The sequence below is a fragment of the Paenibacillus sp. EKM301P genome (assembly GCF_011800295.1).
GTDB lineage: Bacteria > Bacillota > Bacilli > Paenibacillales > Paenibacillaceae > Paenibacillus > Paenibacillus polymyxa.
On record NZ_JAALFM010000045.1, the window covers coordinates 1 to 1,535 of the forward strand.

Genomic DNA, 1,535 nt, shown 5'->3' on the forward strand with positions numbered 1-1,535 from the left:
GGCAGCCACCGTGCCAGGTCGCCTGTCCGGTACATCCGGTTTGCGTAAGTGCTGTCCGCTGGATCAGCGGCCGTCGCATCAGCAAACGGATTCGGGACAAACTTCTCAGCCGTCAGTTCCGGCAGGTTGAGGTATCCTCGTGCGATACCTGCCCCTCCGATATAGAGTTCACCCGCGATCCCCATCGGTACCAGCTGTTGTCGAGTGTTCAAGATGTACACAGCCTGGTTGGCTATCGGCGTTCCGATGGATACCGTGTGCTCCCCTTTTTCCAGCAGTACATTCAGCGACTCTACATCTTCAATCGTATAGGCGGTCGCATCTACGGTCGCTTCGGTCGGACCATACACGTTCGTAATGACCGGACGATACCCGGACCATTTGTGCAGGAACACATGGACCAACTGCACGGATAAGGCTTCGCCCCCGATCAGGTAATGCTTCACATCCGGCGCTTCTGTCACGCTGACGCTTTCGTTCAAAATATGCAGATGCGCTGGTGTGCCGTCCGACAGATCAATCCGGTGCGTGCGGTAGTAGGCGATCAAATGCTCTCCGCTCAGGCTGACGTCACGGGACACCACATGCAGGGTATGACCTAGCAGCAAGCTGGCAAAGATTTGCTTCACCGAAGCGTCAAATACAAATGCGGACAGCCATGCGATGTGAAGCGGATGATCATACCGGCTGTATACTCGTTCATATAAAGCGTCTACCAGATTGCCGACACTGCCTTGCTCAATCATAACCCCTTTCGGCTGACCGGTTGTACCTGACGTGTAGATCATATAGGCCAGGTTATGCAGGCCGGCGACAGGGATCAGGTTGCTCGCATCCTGTGCTCCCCATTGAGCTTGAACGTCCTCATCGTCAAGAACGATAGCTTGTACTGTGGATGGCAAGCTCAGCGAAAGATTGGCGGCTCTGCTGGTGATCACGACCTTGGCCCCACTGTCTTGAAGCATATAGTCAATACGCTCCTGTGGATACATCGTATCCATTGGCACATACGCGCCTCCGGCCTTCAGTACTCCCAGAATGCCCACCAGAAGATCCGCAGAACGTTCCAGCAGTACGCCTACCGGTTGATCTGCTTCAACACCTTTCGCCCGTAACACACGGGCCAACCGGTTCGCCTGCTCATTCAGCTCAGCGTAGGTTAGCGCCATGTCCCCAGACACAACGGCTATCCGTTCAGGGTAGTCCTTCGCTTGTTCTTCAAAACGCTCGCTGAGTGACAGACCTTGCAGTGTTCCACGCACGCTGTGCGCGTTCGGATCATTGAACACCTTCAGAATCTGTTCGGTTTCTTCGGTCGTAATGAGCTCCAGCTCACCCAGCTTCGCATCCGGGTTTGCCGCCACGGCTTCGGCTAAGCGAATAAAGTGACGTGTCATCCGTTCAACGGTTTCCCGTTGATACAACGCAGTTGCATACTGCAATCCGAACTGGATGCCTGCCTCTTCCTCTCTGGCTTCCAGCGTGAAGTCAAACTTCGCCGGTGTTTGCTCCAAGCCGTATGGACGGAAGCTCAG

Annotated in this window: 1 protein-coding gene; it reads right to left on the bottom strand. The window is 54.9% G+C overall.

All coding sequences use genetic code 11. The features are described 5' to 3' along the window. The coding region (locus HFD99_RS24730; protein WP_167441044.1) for a non-ribosomal peptide synthetase at positions 1 to 1,535 on the bottom strand (1,535 nt) is incomplete at both ends.